The sequence below is a fragment of the Flavobacterium piscisymbiosum genome (genome assembly GCF_020905295.1).
Lineage (GTDB): Bacteria > Bacteroidota > Bacteroidia > Flavobacteriales > Flavobacteriaceae > Flavobacterium > Flavobacterium piscisymbiosum.
In genome coordinates, this window is sequence record NZ_JAJJMM010000001.1 from 1,310,892 (window position 1) to 1,337,159 (window position 26,268).

General features: G+C 35.6%; 24 protein-coding genes. 2 read left to right on the top strand and 22 right to left on the bottom strand.

Annotated elements, in window-relative coordinates:
• Positions 1 to 5 precede the first annotated feature (5 nt).
• The 13 genes from darH to flxA all read right to left on the bottom strand — a co-directional run bounded on the left by darH (position 6) and on the right by flxA (position 12,844).
• A complete protein-coding gene (darH, locus tag LNP81_RS05975) occupies positions 6 to 1,004 on the bottom strand; it encodes a BtrH-related acyltransferase DarH (RefSeq protein ID WP_230034196.1) in 999 nt (332 codons plus the stop codon).
• The gene (gene DarG / locus LNP81_RS05980) at positions 1,004 to 1,408 is read right to left on the bottom strand and encodes a flexirubin biosynthesis protein DarG (protein ID WP_230034198.1); all 405 of its coding nucleotides are present in this window, start codon (positions 1,406 to 1,408) and stop codon (positions 1,004 to 1,006) included. Before DarG ends, darH begins: the two co-directional genes overlap by 1 nt.
• A 324-nt stretch (positions 1,409 to 1,732) precedes the next feature.
• The gene (locus LNP81_RS05985; RefSeq protein ID WP_065452011.1) at positions 1,733 to 2,191 is read right to left on the bottom strand and encodes a hotdog family protein; all 459 of its coding nucleotides are present in this window, start codon (positions 2,189 to 2,191) and stop codon (positions 1,733 to 1,735) included.
• Between the two features lie 8 nt (positions 2,192 to 2,199).
• Positions 2,200 to 2,631 (bottom strand): hotdog family protein, encoded by a 432-nt coding sequence (locus tag LNP81_RS05990; RefSeq protein ID WP_230034200.1) that lies wholly within the window; start codon positions 2,629 to 2,631, stop codon positions 2,200 to 2,202.
• Positions 2,631 to 3,764: a dialkylresorcinol biosynthesis protein DarB gene (gene darB, locus LNP81_RS05995; RefSeq protein ID WP_230034201.1), complete on the bottom strand. Its 1,134-nt coding sequence runs from the start codon at positions 3,762 to 3,764 to the stop codon at positions 2,631 to 2,633. Before darB ends, LNP81_RS05990 begins: the two co-directional genes overlap by 1 nt.
• Positions 3,765 to 3,780: 16 nt before the next feature.
• Complete coding sequence (locus LNP81_RS06000) at positions 3,781 to 4,683, bottom strand: NADPH-dependent FMN reductase family protein (protein ID WP_230034203.1); 903 nt, start codon at positions 4,681 to 4,683, stop codon at positions 3,781 to 3,783.
• Between the two features lie 44 nt (positions 4,684 to 4,727).
• Entirely contained in the window at positions 4,728 to 6,368 is a 1,641-nt protein-coding gene (locus tag LNP81_RS06005) for a phytoene desaturase family protein (protein WP_230034205.1), read from the bottom strand.
• 326 nt (positions 6,369 to 6,694) lie between these two features.
• Positions 6,695 to 7,579: a lysophospholipid acyltransferase family protein gene (locus LNP81_RS06010; RefSeq protein WP_230034207.1), complete on the bottom strand. Its 885-nt coding sequence runs from the start codon at positions 7,577 to 7,579 to the stop codon at positions 6,695 to 6,697.
• Complete coding sequence (locus tag LNP81_RS06015) at positions 7,579 to 7,833, bottom strand: acyl carrier protein (protein ID WP_065451716.1); 255 nt, start codon at positions 7,831 to 7,833, stop codon at positions 7,579 to 7,581. Before LNP81_RS06015 ends, LNP81_RS06010 begins: the two co-directional genes overlap by 1 nt.
• Positions 7,826 to 9,061: a beta-ketoacyl-[acyl-carrier-protein] synthase family protein gene (locus tag LNP81_RS06020; RefSeq protein WP_230034209.1), complete on the bottom strand. Its 1,236-nt coding sequence runs from the start codon at positions 9,059 to 9,061 to the stop codon at positions 7,826 to 7,828. The genes LNP81_RS06015 and LNP81_RS06020 overlap by 8 nt, the downstream gene beginning before the upstream one ends.
• A 158-nt stretch (positions 9,062 to 9,219) precedes the next feature.
• Positions 9,220 to 9,951 (bottom strand): flexirubin biosynthesis SDR family reductase FlxB, encoded by a 732-nt coding sequence (gene flxB / locus LNP81_RS06025; RefSeq protein ID WP_230034211.1) that lies wholly within the window; start codon positions 9,949 to 9,951, stop codon positions 9,220 to 9,222.
• A gap of 84 nt (positions 9,952 to 10,035) precedes the next feature.
• Complete coding sequence (locus tag LNP81_RS06030; RefSeq protein ID WP_230034213.1) at positions 10,036 to 11,283, bottom strand: WG repeat-containing protein; 1,248 nt, start codon at positions 11,281 to 11,283, stop codon at positions 10,036 to 10,038.
• Positions 11,284 to 11,323: 40 nt separating this feature from the next.
• A complete protein-coding gene (gene flxA, locus LNP81_RS06035) occupies positions 11,324 to 12,844 on the bottom strand; it encodes a flexirubin biosynthesis tyrosine ammonia-lyase FlxA (protein ID WP_065451712.1) in 1,521 nt (506 codons plus the stop codon).
• Positions 12,845 to 12,945: 101 nt separating this feature from the next.
• Here flxA and LNP81_RS06040 point away from each other — a divergent pair, with 101 nt between their 5' ends.
• On the top strand, positions 12,946 to 14,196 hold the full coding sequence (locus tag LNP81_RS06040; protein WP_230034215.1) for an NAD(P)/FAD-dependent oxidoreductase: 1,251 nt from the start codon (positions 12,946 to 12,948) through the stop codon (positions 14,194 to 14,196).
• Between the two features lie 404 nt (positions 14,197 to 14,600).
• Here the strand turns inward: LNP81_RS06040 and LNP81_RS06045 are convergent, their stop codons facing one another.
• The 5 genes from LNP81_RS06045 to fucP are packed head-to-tail and all read right to left on the bottom strand — an operon-like array spanning position 14,601 to position 20,125.
• Positions 14,601 to 15,446, bottom strand: coding sequence for an amidohydrolase family protein (locus tag LNP81_RS06045; protein WP_230034217.1), 846 nt, complete (start codon positions 15,444 to 15,446; stop codon positions 14,601 to 14,603).
• Positions 15,447 to 15,477: 31 nt separating this feature from the next.
• On the bottom strand, positions 15,478 to 16,326 hold the full coding sequence (locus tag LNP81_RS06050) for a fumarylacetoacetate hydrolase family protein (RefSeq protein WP_230034219.1): 849 nt from the start codon (positions 16,324 to 16,326) through the stop codon (positions 15,478 to 15,480).
• Between the two features lie 50 nt (positions 16,327 to 16,376).
• Complete coding sequence (locus tag LNP81_RS06055) at positions 16,377 to 17,141, bottom strand: SDR family NAD(P)-dependent oxidoreductase (RefSeq protein WP_230034221.1); 765 nt, start codon at positions 17,139 to 17,141, stop codon at positions 16,377 to 16,379.
• A gap of 36 nt (positions 17,142 to 17,177) precedes the next feature.
• Positions 17,178 to 18,833, bottom strand: coding sequence for a UxaA family hydrolase (locus tag LNP81_RS06060; RefSeq protein ID WP_230034223.1), 1,656 nt, complete (start codon positions 18,831 to 18,833; stop codon positions 17,178 to 17,180).
• Positions 18,834 to 18,841: 8 nt separating this feature from the next.
• Positions 18,842 to 20,125: an L-fucose:H+ symporter permease gene (fucP, locus tag LNP81_RS06065; RefSeq protein ID WP_230034225.1), complete on the bottom strand. Its 1,284-nt coding sequence runs from the start codon at positions 20,123 to 20,125 to the stop codon at positions 18,842 to 18,844.
• 109 nt (positions 20,126 to 20,234) lie between these two features.
• Here fucP and LNP81_RS06070 point away from each other — a divergent pair, with 109 nt between their 5' ends.
• A complete protein-coding gene (locus LNP81_RS06070; RefSeq protein ID WP_230034227.1) occupies positions 20,235 to 21,101 on the top strand; it encodes an AraC family transcriptional regulator in 867 nt (288 codons plus the stop codon).
• Between the two features lie 130 nt (positions 21,102 to 21,231).
• Here the strand turns inward: LNP81_RS06070 and LNP81_RS06075 are convergent, their stop codons facing one another.
• The 4 genes from LNP81_RS06075 to galK form a co-directional block, all read right to left on the bottom strand.
• Positions 21,232 to 22,014: an L-fucose dehydrogenase gene (locus LNP81_RS06075; RefSeq protein WP_230034229.1), complete on the bottom strand. Its 783-nt coding sequence runs from the start codon at positions 22,012 to 22,014 to the stop codon at positions 21,232 to 21,234.
• A 104-nt stretch (positions 22,015 to 22,118) separates the two neighbouring features.
• Positions 22,119 to 23,804 (bottom strand): sodium/sugar symporter, encoded by a 1,686-nt coding sequence (locus LNP81_RS06080; protein WP_230034231.1) that lies wholly within the window; start codon positions 23,802 to 23,804, stop codon positions 22,119 to 22,121.
• Between the two features lie 222 nt (positions 23,805 to 24,026).
• Positions 24,027 to 25,082: a UDP-glucose--hexose-1-phosphate uridylyltransferase gene (locus tag LNP81_RS06085; protein ID WP_230034233.1), complete on the bottom strand. Its 1,056-nt coding sequence runs from the start codon at positions 25,080 to 25,082 to the stop codon at positions 24,027 to 24,029.
• A 16-nt stretch (positions 25,083 to 25,098) separates the two neighbouring features.
• A complete protein-coding gene (gene galK, locus LNP81_RS06090) occupies positions 25,099 to 26,259 on the bottom strand; it encodes a galactokinase (protein ID WP_230034235.1) in 1,161 nt (386 codons plus the stop codon).
• Positions 26,260 to 26,268 lie beyond the last annotated feature (9 nt).

Consider the following 26,268-nt stretch of genomic DNA (forward strand, 5'->3'; position numbering starts at 1 on the left):
ATATATTAGCTAATGGCTTTTTTTAGTTTTTTGAAAAAGATTTCTTCTCTGTTGGCGATGCTCAAAAGTTCATCGGCAATGGCGTTGTAAGCATCTTCTTTGGCACTTCGGTTTTTGTAAATTCTGGAAGCTTCAACAGCAAAATCACGCCATGAATCTCCAATCAAGGTCATTTCTTTCGAAAGTACTTTCAATTCTTCATTCGCTAAAATAACCGAAGCTTCTTGTAAAAAAGCAGCGTAAATAAATCTAAAACCTCCGCCGCCGGTTCCTATTTCTTCCTGCATACGAACCATTTGTGCCAGGTAATGATTGGCTTTTTTGGTGCCGTGTTTTACAGGCCATTTACGGATTTGCTTTGATACGAATTTTATTCCGCGCACACCAATAATAGGCATTGGTGCCAACATATCGCGACAGGTATTTTTGATTCCTTTGATGATTGCACTTTTTAAATCAACTTCTTTCGGGATCTGAATCGGGTAATACATTTGTCCTCTTGGAGCAAAAGCACCTTTGGCAAAACGTACTTTGTCTAATTCGTCATGCGTTAAAGTCGTAACGGTTTCCATCACAGGATCGCTGACCAAATAATCGGTTTCGGTTTTTCCGTAAACGACTAAATTGTGTGCGTTGAAATGAAAGCGGTATTCATCAGGAAAATAACTCAAATGATACACGCCAACTTGTAATCCGGTTGGAATGTTATTTTTTAAATTTTCATCCAAGGCTTTATTTGCATTTGCGGGAGAAGAAAATTTTTGTCTTTTTATTTTTAAATTTAAACGATTGGCCAGTTTATTAAAAATTTGTCCGGGCAAAGTTCTATAGCTAATTGCGGGCGCGTGATTTACTTTTATAAAAGGCAAATACACGAAAAAAAGTCCAGAGCCAATACCAAAAACCATCGGTTCGCTGATGTTCAGTCCGTTGTTTTTTAACAAATTCGAAGCTACTCCGTTCTCACAATGAGCAGATTGATGATGTGTAAAATTGATTTGCATTAGTCTGTTTTAATATTTTTTAATTCTGCTACCGAAATCTCAAAAGCATCGGCATATTTTTTTAGGATCGATTCGTTTAATTTGGCAAAAACGGTAGGTTTAAAATGTCTTTTTACGCGCCATTTCCACATTCCAACATAACTGGATAAAATAGTAAGATCCATTTTATTAATTTCCATATAATAAACGATTGGACTTGCTTCGCCAATTTCGACTTGCATTTTTGCTTCTGCAATTCGCTCGTTTATTTCGTCTATTGAATTTGAAAGTGCGATGGTTTTGGGTTCCCAGCCGGTACTTAGAGTTGTCGTGTAATTTCCGTTTTCATCGGTTGCGTACAAAAGCTCTTTAACGTTGTTTTTTGTTAAGTTGCTTTTATCTTGTGGTACTTTTTCTTTTTCCATTTCATTATTAATTTATTAGATATATAAAGCTAATGCGATACATAAACTAATTATTAAAAACCCCAGATTTGCAAAGGCTAAATTTTGTTTTTTCTTCACAAATAAATATATCATTTCTATTACAAGTCCAAAATAAAAAAACAGGACTGCCATAAATTCCATAATAAAGAATCCTAAACCAGTATCAAAATGTTTGTGGTCATCTCCATGACAATGTGAATGACGATCAACGGTAAGATACCAAAGTAAAAAAACCGATCCAACCATAAGAACTAAAATCCCAATCCGGATTAATAGGTGTAGAATGATCTTCTTAGTATTCATTTACACTGAAACTATCTTCTGAATGAATAAATTAATTTCGCATTCTAAAAGTAATTTATGTCCCCATATACTGGCGCAGCGCATTGTACATAATGTATAATCGTCGCCTTCGAATTTTGAAACCAAAGTTGCTTTGGTAATAATCGTATCGCCCACTTTTGGGAGCAAATGTATTTTAAGGTTTTTTATCGCACTGATAAAACCCAATACATTTACGTTTTCATTTTCCGTGCCGTCTTCGTCAAAAAAATACTTTTTGCCTACAATAGACGAACAGGTTTGTGCGGTGTTTTCGATTAAGCCCGCTTCGATAAAAACGTTATTATCGATAAAAACATTATCCTCTTTTATCAGGAATGTGGTTTCTACAAAGTTGGCATCTATATCCAAAATTAAATCCACCATAAGCATTGGCGCTCGGTGCGGTAAGTAATTTTGTATATCAACTCCGGTTTTCATTGCTGCTATCATTTCGCTAAAACAGTTTTCATTTGTCCGTTAGCAATTTCTTCATTATTCAAATACGTTACAACATCTACCAAAGTAATTCCTGCAAATTCCTGCAAAATAGTGATGGTAGATTGAATCGTATCATTAATTTTTGGCAACTTTTTAATCTCAATTTCCTTAATAGAACCAATATATCCTGTTGGCGCTGTTTCGTTTTTCAAGAAAAATTGATAACCTGTATGCAAAGCCACAGATTGTGCCATATGTTCGATTAAACCTGCTTCAAGAAAAGTATCGTTGTCAAAAAATATATTATCGTTTTTAATTTCTAAACCGGCAATTAAGGAGGTTTCGGTATACGAATACATTTTATCGACCATCACAAAAGGAAACTTTTGCGGCAGTAAATTTTCGACAGCTTCTTTTTCTAAAAGTAATGTCGTCTCCATTAGCAAACGGTTAAATAAGCATATGCAAACGAGAATCTTCCACTTTCAGGAACAGACAGAAGAATACGATCTCCTGTTTTTAAATTTCCTGAATTCATCAATTCTTCCAAAGCCAGATAAATAGAGGCAGAACCTACATTACCAACTCTTGAAAGATTCATGAACCATTTTTCGTCCGCCATTCCGATTCCTTTTTCCGTTAATCCTTTCTTTAAACCTTCGACAAAAAAGTTAGATGAAACGTGAGGAATAAAATAATCGACCTGGTCTGAACCAATATTATTTTTAGACATGGCATCGCTCATACTTTCAGCTCCTTTAGAAAGTATAAATTCATCCAATAATTTTACATCTTGTTTAATGGCAAAAACCGATTCGTTCAACCATTGTTCCGGAGGATAATCGCTCCATGATTTAATTTCGCCATTTTCTAATTTATCTCCACCGGCATACATGCAGGTTTCTAATTCGTATGCATACGAAAAAGCTTCCATCCATTCGATTTTTAGAGAAATTGGCCCTCTTGGTTTATTTTCTAATAAAAAAGCTCCGGCTCCGTCAGATAGCATCCAACGTAGGAAATCTTTTTTGAAAGCGATAATAGGTTGTTCTTCAAGGCTTTTTAGGTTTGCTGCTTCGTGGTTGTACATTTGGGCATTTAACCATGATGATACTTTTTCTGATCCTGTACAAATAGCATTTTTTGAATTTCCTGATCGTATCGAAAGAAAACCAAATTTTAACGAATTCATTCCGGCGCAACAAACACCAGTTGATGAATTTAATTCTACCGATTTATTTTTTAATAATCCGTGTACCATTGCGGCATGCGAAGGCAGGAAAACATCAGGTGTTGAGGTTCCGCATGAAAGTACTTCAAGATCCTGAGCTGTAAAATTTTCATCAAATAATTGTACAACAGCATTTCGGGTCAATTCGGCATTGTTATGCGTGCTTTTCCCTGTTTTATCTATGGCGTAATAACGACTTGTAATTTTATTATTGCGCAAAATAATGCGTCTTGCTTTAGAAGCGGCATCATTAATGAGTCCTAAATAGTCTTCCATTTCATCATTAGAAACAGCTTCATTTGGCAAATACTTTGCGGCCTTGGTAATATATACTTCAAACATAATCTAATTTCGTCTTCTAAACTCCTTGATAATATCGAGTTTCTTTTTTTATGGTTTTTAACTTAAAAGGGTAGGTAATAAGGTGCAAGATATATACTATTGGTGAGATTAACCATATTGCGAGGAATAAATAAACATTAAATACTTTAAGAAGCTGTTTTCTGTTTTTTTGATGTTTATAAATTAGATTCGACCATTTATCGAAAATTTTATTCGCGGTTTTGTCAACAGTAACAAGATACGGACTGATTTTTACAGCGCCGTTTGCAAGTAATTTTGGTTGTAAATCTTCAAAATTATTTTGGTTTAATGCTGAAACAATAATTTCTCCAAATTTCTCAGACTCCTGAATATCCTTATCAGAAACTCCCGGCAGAGGTAAAATTCCCCAATGTTTTTTCTTCACTCCTGAGAACATCCATTCTACAATTGTAATTACACTGATTAAATTTCCAACGCGATCTACCAACGCTACGTTTCCTACCAATTTTGCATTGGCTTCTTTTAGTAAAGTTTTGATTTTTTCCTGCGCCATAATCCACATATTACGGGAACCGCTTATGGTAACAACAGGTGTATTGTTAAGTATTTTTTTTGCATCGTCACTTTTCAAAAATGAATTGATCGGAATCGATGGCGACAAATACCAAACCTGATAATGAAATAAAACCAAATCGAATTTTGTATTTAAAATTTCCTCAGAAACTGGTTTTAGTTGAGTTGGAATTTGAAGAAAAGATTCCGGGAAAGCATCAAAAAAAGAATCCTTATCCCAAGGAAAAGGAAAAGGTTTTTCTAATTGTATTTCGTGAAACGTTACATTTATTTCTTCTGAATTTAGAAAAGGCTTTGCAATGTTTCGTGCTATTTCTTCTAATTGTCCAGATTGTGAATAATAAATAACAAGAACATTTTTCATTTGGTTGGATGGCTTTGGTGGTTCCGCAAAAATAAGTATTTTTTTTAAACGAATTTCCTTATTTTATCGGATCGTTTGGTATGAACCCAATCTGGCCATGTAGCAGAATCTTCGGCATCATAGATTCTTATTTTTTGATTTTCATCTTCAATTAATAAATCATCAGAAGTACATCCTAAAATTGCAGCCGCAGCGGCAAGACCGGAATATGTAGCACCTGCAACACCATGAGATAGGGTACAAGCGCCACAAAGAAACAGATTTTCGATTTCGGTTTTGTTTTTATACGAAAAAGGACCCACCTGATTTAATGTTTTTTCGGTTCCGTAAACATTTCCTTTTGTCGAATTGATGTAAAATTCATTGGTTTTTGGAGTTCCTAATTCGGCCTGAATAATATGTTGTTTCGCATTTGGGATTATTTTTTCTAGATTGTTCATCAGTTTATTGATGATTTTTTCTTTGAAAATTTTATACTCTTCATTGTGATAATCGTCTAAACCATTAAAATCTTTTAAGTGATCGTAATCAACATAGGTTACAATTTCAAAATTATGATAACGCCCGTTAAAACTTGCCGGATCTTTGAGCGTTGTACAACTGATAAAGACAGAAGGAAATGAATCTCCTGAATCTATATTGCTGCTCATTAAATCTTCAAAATTAGCATCGTCATTTTCGTCTTTCATCATCCAGAAATTTCCCGAATCGATATTATATAAGGTAACATCAATGTCAAGCGTAAGGAATAAAATTAAGGAAGTAACCGAATATTTTGTCTTATCTAATTTTTTAAGAAGAGATTTACTGAGATGTTCTTTATCAATTAAATTGAGATAAGTTATAGAAGGATCTGCGTTTGAAACAATGTTTTTGGCGAATATTTCTTCACCATTTTCAAGCTGAACGCCTATTGCTTTTTTATTTTCGATAATGATTTTGCGAACGTTTTGTTTTACGCGGATTTCTCCGTTATGTCTTTTTACGCCGTTTGTCATGGCTTTTACAATTCCGCCGCCGCCGCCCATGGGATAAAATCCGCCATCAAAATAATGACTCATTACAGAACAATGCACAGGAAAACAAGCCCGACTTGGCGGAAGCCCGTGATCGCCACACTGAATATTCAGGACTGCTTTTAGTTTAGGATCTTTTACATGCCAGCCAATTACTTTTTTTAAAGGAAAAAGCGCAAACTTGCCAAAATGTTTGGTTCGAAATGGTACGGTGATATTTTGCCAAAAACCTTTGAGTGTTGGAATCAGTTGCAATTCGTAACTCACTTTCTGAACCAGTGAAAGATATTCGTTGATGTTTTTTTCTTCGTGCGGAAAATGATTAGTAAGTGTTTTTTTGAGATTTTCGGCTCCTGCGGGCAAATCGAAAGTTTCGTTTCCAATCAAACAATGTTCGTAAGCGTTTTTGTTCATTCTAAAGAAAACCATGTCGTTGGCAATTCCCAAACCTCGATATAATTCGTTGGTGGATTGTCCTTCTTCAAGCTGGCCGACATAATGTACGCCAGGACTAAAACGCTGACCTTTTAAAGTAAAACTATGACTCCAGCCTCCGGGAACATAATGTTGTTCGAGTACCAGAACTTTTTGTCCGGCTCTTGCAAGACATATCGCAGTTGATAATCCGCCAACTCCGGAACCAATAATTATTGTGTCAAATTCCTGCATACTTTACTTTAAGAATTGTAAAGTATAAAAGAACGACATTTAATTAAATGATTTTTACTTTTTGCCACGAATTCACGAATTATTTTTCCACGCAGATTTAAAAAGATTTCAGCTGATAATCACAGATTAATTTAATAAAATCTGAAATTGGCTTCGATTTTAACCGCAATCCCGATAGCTATCGGGAGCAAAGTTTTTATGCACATCAGATTTTATAAAAACACAAAGTTCGCAAAGCTAAATCAATACAAAGCTTTGCGAACTTTGTATTTTCTAAACATAACATTATATAAAAAACTTTGCGGACTTTGCGGTTAAATTCCCCCTTAATTGTTTTTCAATTGATTCCAAAAATCAAAGTAGTTGAACCATTGCAAAGGATATTTTGCGAGCATAGATTCTACGCTTTCGATATATGCTTTCAATAATCCTTTTTCGTCTCTGTGTTTGACTACAGCTTCACGTGCATACAAGTGATAATGCAGGTTGGGTTCTTTCATTACGTATACAAAAACTACAGGCACCTTTAATCTTGAAGCAATTAAAAATGGGCCAGCCGGAAAGTTGGCTTCCTCGCCAAGTATGTTTTCAGAAAGTGATTTGGTGCCTTCAAAATAACGATCGCCGGTAAAACAAACCAATTCGTTTTTTGAAAGTGCCGCATTGATCTCAAAAATATGAGAGAGGTCTTCTCTGATAATGATAAACTTAACGGTAGGTTTTTGGGTAACGCTTTCGAGATAATTCTTTATTGCAGAATGTTCGAGATCTGTCGTAACCAGATTAATTTGAAAATCGATGTCTATATCGCCCAGAAAATGTTCAGCAATTTCAAAATTTCCAATATGGGCACTGATTAAAACGCCTCCTTTTTTTTCTGCCAAAAGATTTTTCAGAATTTCAATTCCGTCAAATTCATAGGTAAATTTGTTTCGCATTCCTGCCGAAATGGAGATTTTATCAATAATGGTTTGCCCAAAAGTGTAATAACTTTTGAAAACCATTTTTTTAGATTTGAACCAGGAATACCCAAGCCTTTCTTTAAAATAATAAGAAATGGCTTTGTTACTTTTCTTTAGAAATAAAAAATAGTACGAAGCAACAAAATAAAGTAAAACATAAGCAGCTTTAACACCCGCTTTTTTTATAAGAAAAACGAATATTCGATACCCTAAAACAGTTCCTTTTGATTTGCCATCCCATTTGCTCATTAAGCAGTTTTGGCTTTTAATTTGTTTTCGATAAGATCATAAAAACTTTGGAAAGAATCAATCCCGACAAAATCAACTTCAACCAGTTTTACACCAAAGTTAGCTTCGATTGAAACGACTAAATCAACATAGTCCAAACTATCTAACCCAAGTGTATCTTTTAAATTAGCATCTGGTTCAATATCATCATTATCTACTTCAAACTCCTCAACTAAAAAACCATTTATTTTTGCTATAATCTCTTCTTTATTCATCGTTTAATTTAAACTTTTTAACCACCAACGCAGAGTTGGTTCCTCCGAACCCGAAGGAATTGGACAAAAATATGTCAAATTTTTTGTTTAACGTAGTTTTAACTAAATTTAATTTTGATGCATCTTCGTCAGGATTGTCCAAATTGATGTTTGGAGCGATGAAATCATTCTGCATCATTAAGATAGAATAAATTACTTCGCTGGCTCCAGCCATCCAACATTCGTGACCAGTCATTGATTTTGTAGAACTTACATACGGATTTTTCTCACCAAAAACTTCAAAGATTGCCTTGGCTTCATTTCCGTCTCCAACCGGAGTTGAGGTCGCATGAGCATTTATATAATCAATGTCGGTTGCTTTCAGTTGGGCGTCGTCAAGCGCTCGTTGCATGGCTATAGATGGACCTTCGACATTGGGAGTCGAGATGTGTCCGCCGTTTGAGGAGAAACCATAACCCACAACTTCGGCGATAATATTAGCGCCACGAGCTATTGCAGAATCGTAACTTTCGAGAATTAAAGTTGCACCGCCACCACTAGGAATTAATCCGTCGCGATCAGCATCAAATGGGCGGGAAGCTTTTTCAGGTTCATTTTCTCTGTTCGAAAAAACACCTAAACCATCAAAACTGCTCATCGCAAATTTGTTGATTTCCTGAGCTCCTCCGGTAATAATAATATCCTGAAATCCGCTTTTTATTAAAAAATAAGCCAATCCAATAGAATGTGATCCACTTGCACAAGCTGCACTTATGGTAAGATTGATTCCGCGGAGTTTAAAAATCGTAGATAAATTCATCGTTACTGTAGAATTCATCGATTTAAAAATAGCTCCGGAACCTATTAAAGCAGTGTCTTTTTTCTCTCTCACAATATCTGTAGCTTCAATAATAGCTTTTGAAACGCTATCATTTCCGTACATAATACCTACTTCGCGATTGTCAAAAAAATCATCATCAATATTGGCATTTTTCAATGCTTCGATTGTGGCCATATAAGCATACTCGGTTTCTTCACCAATACTCATACGTTGTCTTCGGGTCAATAAGTTTTTCAGATCAGCTTTTGGAACCATTCCCGTAAGGGCAGATTGAAAACCAAATTCTTTTCTTTCAGCATCAAACTGAATACCAGATTTTCCGTTGTATAAAGATTCTTTTACTTCATCTAAAGAAGTTCCGATACAAGAATAAATTCCCATTCCAGTAATTACTACTCTCTTATTCATCGTCTTTCAAAGTGTTTTGTAATTTTTTTAATCTCGCAAAGACACGAAGCCGCAAAGCTTATTCTTTTTTTTAGTTTTTAATAAAACTTTGCGACTCTGCGTCTTTGCGAGCAATTTTTGACGTTTAAAAAAATCTCGCAAACGCGGAAGAAATATTTTTAAGAATATATTCCTCCGTTTATATTGATAATTTCTCCTGTAATATAGCTTGATTTTTTTGAAATCAAAAAGCTTACCAAATCTGCGACTTCTTCGGCTTCGCCAAAACGATTTACCGGAATTAGCTTTAATAATTCTTTTTCGTCTAACTGGCTTGTCATATCGGTTCTTATAAAACCCGGAGCTACAGCATTTACAGTAATATTTCGTTTGGCCACTTCCTGCGCTAACGCTTTTGTAGCGGCAACTATTGCACCTTTTGCAGCCGAATAATTGGTTTGTCCGGCCGTTCCTTTTACGCCCGAAACCGAAACCATGTTTACAATTCGGCCATATTTATTGCGCAACATTTTTTGAATAAAAAATTGCGTTACATTAAAAAATCCGTTTACGCTTGTATTTATAACTCCGTTCCAGTCTTCGGGAGTCATCCACATAAAAAGACCATCTTTTGTAATTCCGGCGTTGTTTACAATTGCTTCTACAATTGCTTCAGGATTTGCTTCCTGCCATTGTGTTAATGTTTTTTGCACTTCTTCATAATTAGAAACGTCAAAACCTAAGATTTCTCCGCTTGCACCTAATTTTTGTATTTCCTGAAGTGTTTCTTCGGCAGCAGTTTTGTTCGAATGATAATTTATCAGGATATGATAACTAGATTCAACGGCTAATTTTTTACAAATAGCACTTCCAATTCCTCTTGAACCGCCGGTTACTAATACACATTTCATATGTAGAATTTATTTTTTTGGTCAAAATAGGGTATCGCTTTTTTACCCGCGATACCCTATTCGTATTTTATAGATTAATAGCTATTATTTCTTCTTTTTGGCTGCAGGTTTCGCTGCCGGTTTTGTAGCAGGTTTCGTTTCTGCCTTTGCTGTTGGTTTTGTTTCTGCCTTAGGCTTTTCTCCAGCAACTTCACTTACATTGTTTCTTTCTTTTGATTTCGAAAAAAGTTCAGCGTTTTCAAACCATTGGTTGCTTAATACAGTTCCGTCTGGTCTAAGAAATCCCCATTTACCTTCATTTTTTACTCTTGCAATACCATCAATAAATCCTTTGTCTTGTTGTACAAACAAAGCAATAACGAAGCCATTTGCTGTAATACCGTATTGAGTTGGGATTACTAATTTTCCTGATTCATTAATAAATCCCCAGTTTTTTTCTTTTACCGGAGCCAGTCCGTTTGAGCTAAAAACTTCTGCATCGCTGTATGTTGGCGGGATAACGAATTCAGCTTTTGGGTTGATGTATCCCCATTTAGAACCGATACAAACCGGAGCCAAATTTTTAGAGAACGCTTTTGCTTTGTCGTAAATAGGCAAAATAGTCCAGTTTCCTTTTATGTCTATAAAACCAATTTTACCGCCTTTTCGTGCATACGTTAAATCCTGAATTTCAAAATCCCAGATTTTGTCAGCGCCATCTACGGCAATAAAGTTTCCGGAACTTACAAGTCCAAAAGTTTTATCTTTTCTTGCCCAGGTTGTATTTTTAAAATAATTCCCTACTTCATCATAAAGGGGTTCTACTACTTCTTTACCAGACGTATTAATAATTCCCCATTTTTTATTGTTCTCTACTCTTGCATAACCATTTTCGAAAGATTTGATCTGGTCGTATTTTGGTTCCAGAACAACGGTCATTTTTGAATTGATTAATCCAACTTTTTTGCCTTGTCTTATAAAAGCAACGCCGTCATTAAAATCAAATAATTTTTCAGTAGGCGGAGGGGTCTGAACTTCTCCTTTTGTATTAATATAAACCCAATCCTTATCTTTTTGTACTACTGCAATTCCGCTGTTAAATTCTTTAGTATCTTTAAAAGTAGCCGGAATTACCCATGTTCCTTTAGTATCGATGAATCCCCATTTTCCGTTATCTTCAACAGCAGCTAAACCTTCAGAAAAGCTTTTTGCCGATTTGTATTGAGGCTCAATTTTAAAGTTTCCATCTTTAGAAATGTATCCAATTTTACCGTTCTTTTTAACTAAAGCCAATTCCTGACTATTAACAAATTGAATAAATAATACGAATAAAAAAATAAGTGGTTTTTTCATGATTTTTTAAGGTTCAATATTAATACTGTAAAATAAAGTTTTAACTGTTGATCAGGTAATCTTTTACTTTTTGAACAAAAGGGTACATGACCTGATCTTCTTTAAATGTAGGAATTATATTTCGAATATCATCATACCATTTTTTGGTTACCGATGAAATTTGATCTTTTTGTACTAAATAATCAATTGCCTGAACGATTGTGATTAATTCGATCGCTAAAACTTCGAATGAATTTTCGATTACTTTTGAGGTAATAACCGCAGCATTCGTTCCCATACTTACAATATCCTGATTGTCGTTGTTGTTCGGGATACTATGTACGTACATTGGGTTAGACAACATTTGGCTTTCGGCAGTTGTTGAGGTTGCAGTAAACTGAACGCCCTGCATCCCAAAATTAAATCCTAATGTTCCTAAGTTTACGAATGGAGGAAGAATTTCGTTGATTTTTGAATTTAATAAATAATTCAACTGACGTTCTGCCAACATCGTTAGTTTGGTAATAACAATTTTAAGTTTATCCATTTCAAGCGAAATATAATCGCCGTGGAAATTTCCTCCGTGATAAACGTGTTTGTTTTTTACATCTATAATCGGATTGTCGTTTGCCGAGTTAAATTCGTCTTCCAGAATAGAAGCGACATTGTTTATCGTTTCTAAAACCGGTCCAAGAATTTGAGGTACGCAACGTAATGAATAATATTCCTGAACTTTTTCCTTGAAGATCTCCTCAGTGTTTTCGCCTGAATATAAATGGTCTTCTCTTTTACGGATCAAAGTACTGTCAGAAAGATTTTGTCTCATTCTTGCTGCCACTTCCTGTTGTCCTTTATGACGTTTGGTTTGGTTTAATTCTTCAGAAAAATGATCATCATAAGCCTGAACCAATTCGTTGATGGCGCAAGAAGCTTTTAATGACCAGTCTAATAATTTATTGGCGTGGTGCACATTGACAACTCCTATTCCGGTCATTACAGATGTTCCGTTGATTAACGCAAGACCTTCTCTAATTTCTACCTGAATAGGTTTTAAACCTTCAATTTCGAAAACTTCAGGAGTTGGTCTTCTGTCTCCTTTATAAAAAACTTCGCCTTCGCCTATTAAAACTAAAGCCAAGTGTGATAATTGTACTAAATCTCCACTCGCACCAACACCACCGTGCTCAAAAATAAGCGGCGTAATATCTCTGTTGATCAATTCTGCCATTAAGTGAATTACTGACGGATGAACTCCGGAGTTACCTAATGATAAAGTGTTTAATCGGGCTAAAATTGCTGCTTTTGCACAAACAGGGCTCAAAGGTTTTCCTGTTCCTGAAGAGTGGCTTCTGATTAAATTGTATTGTAACTGAATTTGGTCAGATTCTTTAATACGGTATTGGGCCATTGGTCCAAAACCAGTATTTACGCCATATATTACTTTGTTCCCTGAAAATTCTTTCAGGAAATTGAAGCTTTCGTTTACTCGGTTTAAAACAGCATCGCTTATCGAAACTTTGTTATTTCCAAAAATAATGGATTCGAATTCTGCTAAACTTAAATATTCATTAATTGTATTCATTAAACTGGTTTTGATTGTGCTAATTTAATTTTATTTATCAAAATAAATGTAGTTATTTTGATGATGGCAAATGTAGGCTAATAATTGATAATATTTTTAATATGATAAAGGAGTTTGTAGATGTTTTGGTGATTGGTGCGGGACCTTCTGGATGTGTGTCAGCATCTTATCTTCATAAAAACAATGTTAAGATAAAAGTTGTTGAAAAAACAAAGTTTCCAAGACTGGTCGTTGGCGAAAGCCTTATACCGCGAGTAATGGATCATTTTGCAGAGGCTGAACTTTTTGAAAGTCTCGATGCAATGAATTTTGAGAAAAAATTAGGTGCCCGTTTTATAAGAGGAGAAGAAATTTGTGTTTTTGATTTCAGTAAAAAATTTGGTGAAGGCTGGGACTGGACCTGGCAAGTGCCAAGAGCTGATTTTGACAATACAATGGCGCAGGAAGTGATTAGAAAAGGGATTGATCTGGAATTTGAAACAGAAGTTTTGGAAGTTTCTTTTGAAGGAAAAAAATCTAAAACCATCGTAAAAGATAAGGATGGAAATCTAAAAGAAATTCATGCCAATTTTATTATCGATTCCAGCGGATACGGACGCGTTCTGCCAAGACTTTTAGATCTTGATACGCCATCGCAATTAGATCCGCATTCTTCGATATTTACACACGTAAAAGATATTAATAGAGAAGAAGGAGAAGAGGGAACTCAGATTTCATTTGATATTCTGGAAACCGAAGTTTGGCTGTGGGTAATTCCTTTCTCGAATGGAAATACAAGTCTAGGAGTTGTTGGGCCAACGGATTTCATCAATTCATTATCTGAAAATAAAGACAATGCCGAGGCTTTGCGCAATGCAATTCAAAAATCGGATTATTATATTAAAAGATTTAAAGGAACGGAGTTTTTATTCGAACCGGTAAAATTAGAAAATTATTCGAGAGCCGTAAAAAGAATGTACGGAGATGGTTTTGCCTTAACAGGAAATAGTTCTGAATTCCTGGATCCTGTATTTTCATCAGGAGTTGCGTTCGCTACAGAATCAGGAATGCTGGCCGCAAAATTATACCTGAAAGAATCGCAGGGAATCGAAGTAGACTGGGAAGTTGAATTTACAGAATACATGAAAAAAGGGATTGCTGTTTTTACCACTTACGTGAAAGAATGGTACACCGGAAACCTTCAGACGTTATTCTTCCACCAACCGGAAAATCCGGAAGTAAAAGAAAAAATATGTTCGGTTTTAGCCGGTTATGTCTGGAACGAAGAAAATCCCTTTGTGAAGAAACATGATCACGTTATAGCCAATATGGCGTATTTATTGAATATGCAAAAAGAACAAAGCCCTGAATAATCAGGGCTTTTTTTATAAAAAATATTCCGTAGGAATATCTCGTCGGTAGAATGAGATTTGAATTGCGTTTATACGTTCCGTAGGAACGTTTGATTGATGACGCAGATGTTTATTTCCGTAGAAACAAGTGTCCCTACAGGACACAACACGCAACAATATTCTTTTTTTTCTACCGATGAGATATTCCTACGGAATATTTTAGTTTAAATGATTTTTCGATAATTCATTCCGTTAGGAATGTTTCATTGGTAGAATGAGATTTGAATTGCGGTTATACGTTCCGGAGGAACGTTTGATTAATGGTTTAGATGTATTGTTTTTCTAAAAATAGGTATCCCTACAGGACACGATATAAAAAAAGACCATCCTTTACAGACGGTCTTTAATTCTTCAAAAAATAAATATTAAGTAAAAAACGATACTTCTAAATTATAAAAACTCACGGCGTTATTTCCCCAAAAAGCATCTTGATCCGTAACAGAAAAGGACGAAAAATAGTGTTCCATTAAGGCAATTACTTCAGGATAAGTTGCAGACAATAAGCAAACGGGCCAATCGCTTCCAAACATTAAACGGTTTATCGAGAAGTTTTCGGTAATAATATCCAGCGCGGTTTTAAAATCTTCGGGTTTCCAGTTGTGCCAATGCGCCTCTGTGACTAAGCCTGAAACTTTGCAAAATACGTTTGGGTTTTTCGCAATAGCGCAAACCATTTTTTCAAATGCAGTGAAATCACTTTTCTTAAAATCCGGTTTTGCCAGATGATCAATTACAAAACGTTGTTTTGGAAACTTGTTTATAAATTCCCCAATAAACGGCCATTGTTGGGGACCAATTAAAATATCATAAGTAAAATTATACTTTGCTAATTTGTCAATTCCGTTACAAAAGTCTGTTTGCAGCATAAATTCAGGATTTGTTTCTGCCTGAAAAATATGCCTGAATCCTTTTAGTTTTTTAAAACCTGAAAAATATTCTAATCGTTCTTCGATATTAGGATCTTTAAAATCTACCCAGCCCACAACAGCTTTTATAAAATCATTTTCATCGGCCAATTGCAGCAGAAAATGAGTTTCATTTTCGCTTTGATCTGCCTGAACCGCAATACAACCGTCAAAGTTGTTTTGGCTCAAAAGAGGTTCCACATCCTGAGGCAGGAAATCCTTTTGGATAACCGCCATTTCCGGAGTAATCCAGGCTTCTTTTACAGGGTCATATTTCCAAAAATGCTGATGGCTGTCGATTTTCATTTTTACCTATTAATTTGTAAAAAGTAATTCTTTAATAAGCTACGGCAACTTGTTTGCTTGTGCCTAATCCTTCAATACTTAATTCTATCACGTCTCCCGCTTTGATGTAAACAGGGTTTGGTTTTATACCCAGACCAACTCCCGGAGGCGTTCCTGTACTTACAACATCGCCCGGTAAAAGCGTCATAAACTGACTTAAATAATGAATTAAAAACGGAATCTTAAAAATCAAATTAGAAGTATTACTGTTCTGAAATTTTTTACCATTTACAGTAAGCCACATCGATAAATTGTTAACATCTTCAATTTCATCCGCAGTTGTCAAAATTGGTCCAAGCGGAGCAAATGTATCACATCCTTTTCCTTTTGCCCATTGTCCGCCACGCTCGATCTGAAAAGCTCTTTCGCTATAATCATTCAATAAGCAATAACCGGCAAGATAATCCAGCGCATCTTCTTCGGCAACATAACTGGCTTTTTTCCCTACCACAAAAGCAAGCTCTACTTCCCAGTCGGTTTTGTCGCTATTTTTAGGAATGATTAAGTTATCATTTGGTCCGCATAGCGAAGTTGTTGATTTAAAGAAAATAATTGGTTCTTCCGGAATTGCGGCACCAGTTTCTTCGCAGTGATCTACATAATTCAAGCCAATACATATAATTTTTGATGGTCGCGCTACTGGCGAACCCAATCGGATATCGTTGCTTACTTCAGGAAATGAAGTGTTGTTTTTTAAGGCTTCTTGTAATTTTGCAAGACCGTCATTTTCAAAAAAAGCTTCGTTATAATCAGTTACTATAGACGAAACATCTATTCGTTTGTCATTTATTAAGACTCCTGGTTTTTCCTGACCAGCTTCTCCAAATCGTATTAGTTTCATGTTCTCTTTTTTTAATCGTATTATATTTTTATAACTATAAAAGTCGTTTTTTAATTGTTCAGTTTGATAAAACCTCCATCAATAGGGTAATCAGAACCGGTAATAAAGGAAGATTCATCGCTGCAAAGAAACAAAGCAAGAGTGGCTATTTCTTCCGGTTTTCCCATACGGCCTATGGGTTGCGACTGGGACAATTTTTCGAATATTTCGGCTTCCTGTCCCGGATAATTTTTCGAAATAAATCCGTCAACAAATGGTGTGTGTACCCTTGCCGGAGATATTGAGTTGCATCTGATGTTTTCTTTCAAATAATCTTTTGCTACAGATAATGTCATGGCCATAACCGCGCCTTTTGCTGTAGAATAGGCAAATCTGTCCGGAATTCCGACCCAGCAGGCAATAGATGCCAGGTTTAAAATAACTCCTCCGCCAGCATTTTTTAGTGCAGGGATTGAAGCGTGCAGACAATTGTAAACGCCTTTTACATTGACGTTCATAATGCGGTCAAAATCAGATTCAGAAGTGGTATCTACTTTGCCAACGTGAGCAATTCCGGCATTGTTTACTAAAATATGAATTGATCCTATTTTTTCAAAAGTAGCTTTTACTTCCTGATGATTGGCAACATCGCAGGCGTGCGCAAAAACAACTCCGCCGTTTGATTCTATTTCTTCAACCGTATTTTTTGCACTTTCTAGAGTCAGTTCTAAAACATGAACTTCGGCTCCTTGTTTGGCAAACAAAACAGAAATGGCTCTTCCAATTCCGCTTCCGCCTCCGGTTATAATTGCTTTTTTATTTTTTAATGAAAACATTTTACTTAAATTAAAAGTTATTTTTTTGATTGGATTTTATAAAGATACGCCTCGTTTCCACGGAATAAAATCATCCTGATTCAATTGTACCGCTTTCGGAATAATTTCTCCACTGGCTGCTTTGATGCAATAGTCCAGAATTTCTTCACCCATTTCTTCTATCGATTTTTCACCGCTAATAATTGGGCCGCAATCAATATCGATAATATCGCTCATTTTTGTTGCCAGAACGGAGTTCGTTGCTACTTTTATTACAGGACAAACCGGGTTTCCTGTTGGGGTTCCTAATCCTGTGGTAAATAAAATCAAGGTAGCGCCTGAAGCTGCTTTTCCGGTTGTGGCTTCTACATCATTTCCGGGTGTGCAAACCAGACTTAATCCTGATTTGGTTACTAATTCAGTATAATCTAAAACATCAACAACGGGAGAAGTTCCCCCTTTTTTGGCTGCTCCTGCACTTTTTATAGCGTCTGTTATTAAACCATCTTTTATATTTCCCGGAGAAGGATTCATATGAAAACCGGAGCCCACTTTATGCGCTAAGGCATCGTAAGATTCCATTAAATCAATAAATTTTTCGGCAGTTTTTTTGGTAATGCAACGGTCAATTAAATTTTGTTCGGCACCGCACAATTCCGGAAATTCGGCCAAAAGAATTTTTCCTCCCAAAGCGACAACCAAATCAGAAGTGTAACCAACAGCCGGATTTGCCGATACTCCGCTGAAACCGTCACTTCCGCCGCATTTTACACCAATGCATAATTCGCTTAAAGGCGCATCTGTTCTTTCGTATTGATTGATTTCAATTAAACCTTCAAATGTTTTTTTGATGGCGTTTGTAATTAAAGCTTCTTCGCTTTCGGTTTGCTGTTGTTCGAAAATCAGTAAAGGTTTGTCGAATTGAGGGTTTTGTTTTTTTACATCATTTACAAAATCCTGCACTTGCAAATGCTGACATCCTAAACTCAATATCGTTATTCCGCCTACGTTTGGATGGTTGGCGTACGAAGCGAGTAAAGCGCTCAAAGTGGCAGAGTCCTGACGTGTGCCTCCACAACCTCCCTGATGATTTAAAAATTTTATTCCGTCGACATTCTCAAAAACGCGATTGTTTTTTGGCGTTGGATTGAGTTCAATATTGATGCTTTCGATATCTTCTCCGTTGAGGTAACCTTGCAGTAATTCGTGTGTATACTGATTGTATTTGTCACTCACGGCATAGCCTAACTGATTGTGAAGTGCTTCTTTAATAACATCTAAATTTCTGTTTTCACAAAAAACCGTTGGAACAAAAAGCCAGTAATTGGCAGTTCCAACCCGACCGTCATTTCGTTTATAACCTTTAAACGTTTTATTCTTATATTTAGAAACATCAGGAGCCTGCCATTCGTACGAAACATTTCTGTAAGCGTAAGGATCGGCTGCGTGTTTTAAATTTTCTGTGGTCATCAGGCTTCCTTTGCTGATGTCGTTTTGTACTTTTCCTACCAAAACTCCATACATAATTACTTCTTGCCCCTTGATCATATCCTGGGTATAGAATTTATGTTTTGCCTTGATGAGGTCTTGCAGAACGAATGTTTCAGCTTCAAAAGTGATGTTTTCTCCTTTTTGCAAGTCAGATAATGCTACCAAAACATTATCGTCTGGATGCAGTTTTACGACTTGCTTTTTTGTTTTATTCTCGGGCATGATATTGTTTATTGTCTGGTTTGTTGTTGTCCTTTGTAAGCAAAAAGGGCAATTATTAAAAATGAAATTAAAGGAACAATGTATCCGTTCTGAATACTTCCGGTATGATCTGAGATGGCACCTAAAATTGGTGGCAGGATCGCGCCGCCCACAATAGACATTACGATTAAGGAAGATCCTATTTTTGTGTTATGGGCAAGTCCGTCGATTCCCATCGAGAAAATAGTAGGGAACATGATACTCATAAAAAATGCGATAGCTATTAGAGTATAAACCACTAACATTCCGCTGCCTAAAATGGCTATGATGCAAAGTATCACATTGATAAAAGAATACAGTAATAATAGTTTTTTGGGTTCGACAAACTTCATGAAATAGGTTCCGGCAAAACGGCCAATCATGAAAAATAATCCAAAAAGTCCAAGATATTTAGCTGCAGATGACTCTGATAAACCTGCCGATGTTGTGGCCATTTTTATAAAAAAACTACCTACGCAAACCTGAGCGCCAACATAGAAAAACTGCGCTAAAATTCCCCATTTTAGTTTTATGGATTTAAAAGCTTCTTTAAAACTGCTCACTTCGGTTGTTGATTTTTCTTTTACATCGGGCATTGGAGTAAAATAGAAAATTACCGTTATCACTAAAATGATTAATCCTAAAGTTAAGTAAGGCATTTTTACACTGGCAGCTTCGGCTACCACATAAGCATGCATTTGGGCATCTGACATTGCATTTGCTTCTTCAGGAGATAAGGTTTTGTTGGATAAAATAAGCGGACCAATATAGGCAGGCGCAATATAAGCGGCGAGACCATTAAAGGATTGTGCAAAATTAAGTCGTTGTGTAGCGGTTTCCGGAGGTCCCAAAATGGTAACATACGGATTTGCGGCAGTTTCTAAAAAGGTTAATCCACAGGCAATGATAAATAGTGCTCCCAGAAAATAACTGTATTCGAGCGAGTTTGCTGCGGGAACAAATAAAACAGAGCCAATCCCGAAAAAAAGCAGCCCAACAAGAATTCCTGATTTGTAGCCGTATTTTCTCATGATATAACCCGCGGGCAACGCCATTGCGAAATAAGCGATAAAAACAGAGGAGTCTACAAGCGAAGATTCGAAGTCGGTTAGATTAAACGCTTTTCGCAAATGCGGAATTAAAATAGGATCCAGATTATGAACAAATCCCCAAAAGAAAAACAAGCTGGTCACTAAAATATAGGGCAATAACCATTTTTTTGAAGTTTTGACCTTTACATTAGAATCAGACTCTGTAAAAACGGCTTCTTTCATAATTATTTGGGATTATTTTTGTGTTTAATAAAATTTAAAATTATAATTTTTAAAGCTTATTTAATAATCCGATATTATCCTTGTTTAATCTTTAATTATCTTTGTCTTCATGAAATTAGAGCAAACTAAAATAACATCTTACACCAATTCAACCGTTTCGGTTCTTAACCGTGAAGAATCGTTTTTTCAATCGCCGTTTCATTCCCATCCGGAACTGGAATTGGTGTATGTAAAAGAGAGTTTTGGAAAGCGAATCATTGGCAATTCGGTTATGCCTTTTGAGCCTGGCGATATGGTTTTTCTGGGTTCAGATCTACCGCACGTTTGGCTGAATGATGAAATGTATTATCAGGGAATTTCGACTTTAAAAGCCAATGCAATTGTGGTCTATTTTAGCAAAGATATTTTTGGACCTGCTTTTTACGAATTAAAAGAAACACAAAAAATAAACGAGTTGTTTTTTCAGGCAGGAAAGGGAATTTCGATCATTGGAAAAACAAACAAACAGATCGCTAAAAAATTAGAAAAGCTTATCCTGAAAAAAGATTTTGAAGTGATTATTGGCCTTTTCGAAATTTTATCACTGCTTTCAGAAAGTCAGGATCGGGTTTATATCAATAATGAAGCTTATTCTACGGCACATAAAGATTCTAAAAAAGACAGGCTTTCGGAAGTTTTTCAATATGTAAATGAAAATTATAAAAAAGATATTGTCCTGATCGAAATTGCTGAAATTGCGAATATGACGCCCACTTCTTTCTGCAGAATGTTCAAACTAAAAACAAAGAAAAGTTTTGTAGAATATTTAAACGAAATCAGGGTTTCTAAAGCGTGTAAATTTTTATTAGAAACCGATTTGAGTATGTCTGAGATTGCCTATGAATGCGGCTATAAAACAGCTTCTAACTTTAATAAACTTTTTAAAAAATTTATGGGAATGACGCCCAGTGAATTTAAAAAGAGTGCTGCAGTTTAATGAATTGTAGTTTAATTTTAAACACGAATTTCACGAATTTGCACCAATAGTAATAACTAGCTTAGTTCGTTAAATCAATTTCACAAATCAATTAATTAGTGTCAATTAGTGAAATTCGTGTTTATTATTTTTAAGAAATCGAACGGTCTAAATGAGTGTAACCTCCATCAACATAAATAATTTGTCCTGTAGTGTGACTTGATCTTTCGGATAAAAGAAAAACAACCATATTAGCAATTTCATCTACTGTTGTCATTCTGTTTTCGAAAGGAATATTTTTTGTGATAGCGGCCAGTTTTTCTTCTTTATTTTCGAAAGTATTAATCCAGGTTTCATACAAAGGTGTAAAGCATTCTGCCACTACAACTGCATTGACACGAATACTATATTTTAATAATTCGACAGCCCATTCTCTGGTTAAGGCATTTCTGCCTCCGTTTGAAGCTGCATAAGCAGAAGTTCCTCCTTGTCCGGTTTCGGCAGTTTTTGAGCCAATATTGACTATCGCTCCTTTCGATTCAATTAAATAAGGCAACGCATGCTGCGCCATTAGATAATAATGAATTAAGTTTTTATGCAAAGAGGCAACAAAGTCTTCATAGTTTCCTTTTTCCAAACCAACTCCGTCATTTACGCCCGCATTGTTTACTAATCCGTCAATTCTTCCGCATTGTTTGATAACAGCTTCAATTGCTTTTTTACAGTCTTCCGGTTTTGTTAAATCGGCAACAACCTGAAACGCTTCTTTTCCGGAAGCTTTAATTTCATTTACAGCTTTATTGTTGTCCTCTTCATTTCGGCCAACGATAAAAGGTATCGCACCTTCACTTGCTAATACATTACAAATGCCAAGTCCAATTCCTTTTGCACCGCCTGTTACTATGATAATTTTATTGGTAAGGGATAGTTGCATGATATTTTTTATTAAAGATGAAAAATACAAACTAGTTTATAATTTTATAGCTGTTGCCTTTACGACAACAGCTATAAAAATAGAGAGAATTAAAACGTTCTATTTTACCAGAACTTAACGTATAAAGCTACAATTACTAATAATGTAATTACGATTAAAACTGTAGTTTGTGGTTTTACTTTAAACATTTCAGCATCGATTTCAAATGCTTTAGGATTTACTTTTGGTCCTGCAAAACTGATTGCAATCATGGCTAACATTGTAAAGAAGAATGATAATCCCATACAAATATGGAAAGGAATTTCGAAAGCACCTTTTCCGTTATTATATGCTGTGTATAATAAAGTTTCGTTTCCGAATAAAGCCGGAGCATATTCGTTGAATAATACAGATAAAACAAATCCTAAAATTACACCTACAATTGCTGCAGTTCCAGTAGTTCTTTTCCAAAACATACCAAGGAAGAACATAGCAAAAACTCCAGGGCTAATGAATCCTGTATATTTTTGGATGTAGGTAAATCCACCAACTCCGCCAATTCCTAAGATGTCATTCCATGTAAATAAAACAGCTAAAAGCATTGCAGCAAAAACGGCAATTCTACCAATGTTTACTTGTTGTTTTTCGCCAGCATCTTTCTGGATGTATTTTTTATGAATATCTAAAGTATAAATAGTCGAGATACTGTTTACTTTTCCGGCTAATGAAGCTACGATTGCAGCAGTTAAAGCCGCTACAGAAAGTCCTTTTAATCCTGTTGGTAAGAAAGTCAATACAGCAGAATAAGCTCCGTCTTTTCCTCCAACTAATTGAGGTAAATGTCCGTTTACGTAAAGTACATAAGCAGCAATACCAGGTAACATTACGATTAATGGCATTAATAATTTTAGCATACCTGCAAACAAAATACCTGTACGAGCCGTTTGTAAATCAGCACCAAGAGCTCTTTGAGTAATGTATTGGTTACAACCCCAATAGTTTAAGTTGATAATCCAGATACCGGCAAGGTAAGACATCAAACCAGGGAAAGTTAAATATTTATCAATATCAAGTTGAGAAGAATTTGCAGTTGGTTTTGGAATAATCATTTTGAAATGCTCAGGAGCTTCTCTCATTAAAACCTTGAAACCGGCAATAGCATTTTCACCTACTCCAAAATATTGTCCAACAGTTGTTAGTGCGATATAAGAAGTTACCAAACCACCAATAATTAATACAGCAACCTGAATAACATCTGTATAAGCAACCACTTTCATACCTCCTAAAGAGATGAATAATGCGAATACTGCTAAACCTATCATGATCACGTGCAGGTATTCTCCACCGGCTAAACCATTAATGGCAACAGCTCCTAAATAAAGGATAGAAGTTAAGTTTACAAATACATATAAAAACAACCAGAAAACCGCCATAATCAATGCAGTAGATTCGTTGTAACGTGTTTTTAAGAATTGAGGCATCGTGTAAATCTTATTTTTAAGATATACAGGAATGAACCAAACTGCTACAATAATCAAAGCAATAGCAGCAAGCCACTCGTAAGCTGCAACAGCGATTCCTAAAAAGAAACCTTCACCGCTCATCCCGATGAATTGTTCAGCTGAAATATTTGAGGCAATCAAAGATGCTCCAATAGCCCACCATGTCAAATTTCCTTCGGCCAAAAAGTAAGCCTTAGCATCTTGTTCGTCTTGTTTACGCTTGCGGTAAACCGTGTAACCGTAGGCAGAAACTACGATAAAATAAATAATAAAAACCGCATAATCTGCGACAGCGAGGTTCTGGTTCATTGTTAGTAGTATTTTAAAAATTAGTATAGGTGATTGTTTGTTTAATTTGGTTTAAAATGTGATATGTGTTTTTATTTTGTTATTTTTTTACGAAATAAGAACGAAAGCCAAAAGTAAAATAAATAATTACAAATATACTATTACAAATGTATTTTTTACATTTATAAATAAATTATTGTGTTAAATTTTAAAATGACCTTATTATAAATGGACTTTTACAGCTTATTTACCAGCCGATTTATAATGCACATCAGGTTGTTGTCTTAAAATTTCGGCACTTTTTTCAGGTGTAATATCACGCTGCGATTCGCCTAACATTTCATATCCTACCATGAATTTTTTAACCGTTGCCGAACGCAATAATGGCGGATAAAAATGCATGTGGAAATGCCATTCAGGATGGTCTAAACCGTCTGTTGGCGCCTGGTGAATTCCTGATGAATACGGGAATGAAGTGCTAAATAAATTATCGTATTTGATCGTTAATTGCTTTAAAATGGTAGCAAACGCATTTACTTCTTCAGCTGTAAAATCAGTAATTTTATTAAGAGCTCTTTTGCTTACAATCATAGTTTCGTAAGGCCAGATTGCCCAAAACGGAACCAACGCCACAAAGTGATCGTTTTCGATTACGATACGTTCTCCGCTTTTCAATTCGGCTTGCAGGTAATCTTCAAGAAGAGTTCGGTTATTTTTATCGAAATAAGATTTCAGACTGTTTTGTGTTTTTTCGACTTGAGTAGGCAATGATGACTGCGCCCAGATTTGCCCGTGCGGGTGTGGGTTACTACATCCCATCACGCTTCCTTTATTTTCGAAAATCTGAACGTGGTTGATGTATTTTATATTTCCTAAATCAGTGTATTCTTTTTGCCAGGTTCTGATAATATTTTCGATCCCGTCAATTTCCATTTCAGGTAAAGTAAGATCGTGTCGTGGCGAAAAACAAACCACTCTCGAAATTCCCTGTTCCGGTTTTGCTTTAAAGAAAGTGTGTTTGATATCTTCTTCAAAAATAATTTCGTCCTGCTTCATGGCAGCAAAATCATTTTCGAATACAAAACTGCTTTCGTAATTCGGGTTATTTAATCCGTTAGCGCGAACATTTCCCGGACACAAATAACAAGTTGGGTCGTATTTTGGTAATGCTTCAGTTGCAATAGTTTCATTTTGTCCTTGCCACGGGCGTTTTGCACGATGAGGTGATACTAAAACCCATTCATTAATTAAGGGATTAAAACGTCTGTGTGGATCTTCGTTAATGTCGAAATTTTTCATTGTAATTCTTGTGGTATTAAAGTAGTGTTGTTCCGTTTGAGATTTTTACATCATAAAATTTTAATTCAATCCCAAATGTATCTAAATAAAGATTTGAAAACTTACTTTTTACCTCATTTTCATGACCTTTTTTAATCAAATTGATGGTACAGCCTCCAAAACCGCCTCCCATTAATCGCGAACCAATAATTGCATCGTCAGCTTTTGCGGTATCTACAAGCATATCCAGCTCGGCACAACTTACTTCATATTCTTGCGATAAACCATAATGAGTTTCAAAAAGCAATTGTCCTAAAAGTTCTATATTTCCGTTATCCAGAGCCTCACAAGCCTTTATTACGCGGTTAATTTCCTTTACAACAAAGTGCACTCTTTTAAAAACAGTTGGACTTATTTTGTCCTCAATGCTTAAAAGCTGTTCTTCGGTACAATCCCTGAAACTTTTTATTGCAGGAAAATTTTCTTTAATAATAGCCAATCCCTGTTCGCATTCAATTCTTCGGGTATTGTATTCAGATGTAAAAAGCGAGTGTTTTACATTACTATCAAATAACACTAAAGAGTAATCTTTAAAATCAGCATTGTGATATTCAAAATCAAGCGTATTACAATCTAGTTTAATTACTTTATTTTCAAGACCGTGAACGCTCGAAAACTGATCCATGATACCACAATTGATACCTACCCAGTGTTCTGCTTTTTGTCCTAATAAAGAAATGTCAACTTTTTCAATTTTTAGATCGAAAAGTGCCTTGATTCCGAAAATCGTTCCGCATTCTAAAGCCGCAGAAGAAGATAAACCGGAACCAACCGGAATATTACTGCTAAAAACACAGTTGAAACCTTCAAACACAAATCCGTTATCCTGTAATTGTTTGATAACGCCGCGAATGTAATTCGTCCAGACCACATCACTTAATGTGACTTCCTGAGTCAGATCAATTTCAAAATCTTCGTTTAAGTCGATGGCAACTATTCGTGATTTTTTGGTATCGTTTTTCGCAAAAGCAAAACAAATTACTTTGTCGATTGCAGCCGGTAAAACATAACCGTCATTATAATCAATATGTTCCCCAATGATGTTGATTCTTCCTGGAGAAAGTACTACTTTTTGAGGAGCTGATCCAAAAGATTTCTCAAAAAAAGCAGTGGTGTTCTGTACTAAAATGTCATTCATTATGATGTA

Bases quoted from the DNA above. Each gene is read 5' to 3' on its own strand.
- flxB (WP_230034211.1), bottom strand. From the start codon at position 9,951: ATGAAATGTGTATTAGTAACCGGCGGTTCAAGAGGAATTGGAAGTGCT.
- LNP81_RS06045 (WP_230034217.1), bottom strand. From the start codon at position 15,446: ATGAAAATCGACAGCCATCAGCATTTTTGGAAATATGACCCTGTAAAA.
- LNP81_RS06085 (WP_230034233.1), bottom strand. From the start codon at position 25,082: ATGAAAAATTTCGACATTAACGAAGATCCACACAGACGTTTTAATCCC.
- LNP81_RS06075 (WP_230034229.1), bottom strand. From the start codon at position 22,014: ATGCAACTATCCCTTACCAATAAAATTATCATAGTAACAGGCGGTGCA.
- LNP81_RS05985 (WP_065452011.1), bottom strand. From the start codon at position 2,191: ATGAAAACCGGAGTTGATATACAAAATTACTTACCGCACCGAGCGCCA.
- LNP81_RS06040 (WP_230034215.1), top strand. From the start codon at position 12,946: ATGATAAAGGAGTTTGTAGATGTTTTGGTGATTGGTGCGGGACCTTCT.
- LNP81_RS06010 (WP_230034207.1), bottom strand. From the start codon at position 7,579: ATGAGCAAATGGGATGGCAAATCAAAAGGAACTGTTTTAGGGTATCGA.
- LNP81_RS06050 (WP_230034219.1), bottom strand. From the start codon at position 16,326: ATGAAACTAATACGATTTGGAGAAGCTGGTCAGGAAAAACCAGGAGTC.
- galK (WP_230034235.1), bottom strand. From the start codon at position 26,259: ATGAATGACATTTTAGTACAGAACACCACTGCTTTTTTTGAGAAATCT.
- LNP81_RS06070 (WP_230034227.1), top strand. From the start codon at position 20,235: ATGAAATTAGAGCAAACTAAAATAACATCTTACACCAATTCAACCGTT.
- LNP81_RS06015 (WP_065451716.1), bottom strand. From the start codon at position 7,833: ATGAATAAAGAAGAGATTATAGCAAAAATAAATGGTTTTTTAGTTGAG.
- flxA (WP_065451712.1), bottom strand. From the start codon at position 12,844: ATGAATACAATTAATGAATATTTAAGTTTAGCAGAATTCGAATCCATT.
- LNP81_RS06080 (WP_230034231.1), bottom strand. From the start codon at position 23,804: ATGAACCAGAACCTCGCTGTCGCAGATTATGCGGTTTTTATTATTTAT.
- LNP81_RS06055 (WP_230034221.1), bottom strand. From the start codon at position 17,141: ATGTTTTCATTAAAAAATAAAAAAGCAATTATAACCGGAGGCGGAAGC.
- LNP81_RS06005 (WP_230034205.1), bottom strand. From the start codon at position 6,368: ATGCAGGAATTTGACACAATAATTATTGGTTCCGGAGTTGGCGGATTA.
- LNP81_RS06060 (WP_230034223.1), bottom strand. From the start codon at position 18,833: ATGCCCGAGAATAAAACAAAAAAGCAAGTCGTAAAACTGCATCCAGAC.
- DarG (WP_230034198.1), bottom strand. From the start codon at position 1,408: ATGGAAAAAGAAAAAGTACCACAAGATAAAAGCAACTTAACAAAAAAC.
- LNP81_RS06000 (WP_230034203.1), bottom strand. From the start codon at position 4,683: ATGAAAAATGTTCTTGTTATTTATTATTCACAATCTGGACAATTAGAA.
- darB (WP_230034201.1), bottom strand. From the start codon at position 3,764: ATGTTTGAAGTATATATTACCAAGGCCGCAAAGTATTTGCCAAATGAA.
- darH (WP_230034196.1), bottom strand. From the start codon at position 1,004: ATGCAAATCAATTTTACACATCATCAATCTGCTCATTGTGAGAACGGA.
- LNP81_RS05990 (WP_230034200.1), bottom strand. From the start codon at position 2,631: ATGGAGACGACATTACTTTTAGAAAAAGAAGCTGTCGAAAATTTACTG.
- LNP81_RS06030 (WP_230034213.1), bottom strand. From the start codon at position 11,283: ATGAAAAAACCACTTATTTTTTTATTCGTATTATTTATTCAATTTGTT.
- LNP81_RS06020 (WP_230034209.1), bottom strand. From the start codon at position 9,061: ATGAATAAGAGAGTAGTAATTACTGGAATGGGAATTTATTCTTGTATC.
- fucP (WP_230034225.1), bottom strand. From the start codon at position 20,125: ATGAAAGAAGCCGTTTTTACAGAGTCTGATTCTAATGTAAAGGTCAAA.